The organism is Ectothiorhodospira sp. 9100 (genome assembly GCF_022227565.1).
Taxonomy (GTDB): Bacteria; Pseudomonadota; Gammaproteobacteria; order Ectothiorhodospirales; family Ectothiorhodospiraceae; genus Ectothiorhodospira; species Ectothiorhodospira marina.
The window spans coordinates 1-844 of record NZ_JAJNAN010000118.1; the positions used below are offsets into that span (position 1 = coordinate 1).

The 844-nt window shown below is 60.7% G+C and carries 2 pseudogenes; one reads left to right on the forward strand and one right to left on the reverse strand.

The annotated features are described in order from the left end of the window. Nucleotides 1-351 (reverse strand): annotated as a pseudogene (locus LPW29_RS15205) (ATP-binding protein); the annotation flags it as partial. Between the two features lie 241 nt (nucleotides 352-592). Between LPW29_RS15205 and LPW29_RS15210 the strand changes: the two are divergent. After that, nucleotides 593-844, forward strand: a pseudogene (locus LPW29_RS15210) (transposase); the annotation flags it as partial.

Here is an 844-nt window from a genome sequence, read left to right on the forward strand (position 1 = left end):
TTCACGATGCTGATTGAACCAGGAGAATACCGTTTCATCTTTCAGGTAGTGCCGGATGGCGCCCGCAATGGCTGCACACACGGTCGGAATACCTTTCTCCTCGTTCCCACGCGCCGCCTGAGCGCCCTCGATATTGGCATACGCACAGGCGTAACGGCCCTGGGCATTGATCGCCTCCATCATCGTCAGCAGCGTGGTGGTCTTCCCCGTCTGGCGCGGGGCATGGAGGACAAAATACCGTTTCTGCTCGATCAGCGCCTGCAGATCCTCCCAGTCGATGCGACTCAGGGGATCAATGGCATAGTGGTCAGCGGGAACCGTGGGACCGGCGTTGTTGAAGAAGCGAGGCATGGCTGCAGTATAGGACGGAAGCCCTCCGGCAGACCAATGTCTAGTCGATAGCTTTCGTATGGTATCAGCCAGGTGCCTGGAATCCTGCCCGTCTTGCCCATCTTTGGATGCGTGGCCAGTCGGTTGGATGCGGGCGAATTCCCCCTGGGCGCGCCGCGCGGCCGCCAGCTGGGTGTTTTCCGCCTTACTTTAGGACACCCACTTTGTTGACTCCGATCCACCACCCCACTAAGCTCTCCCCATGACCCAGCCCCGCGCCTCGCAAATCTGCCTTGATCACACGCCCTGGTATCACGTGGTGTCCCGCTGCGTGCGGCGGGCGTTTCTCTGTGGGCAGGACTCGGTCACCGGCAACGACTATGAGCATCGACGCGGGTGGATAGAGGATCGCGCCCTGGGGCTGGCTTCCGTGTTTGCCATTGATGTGGCCGCCTACGCGGTCATGAGCAACCACTACCACCTGGTGTTGCGGGTGGATGCTCAGCGGTCAAGA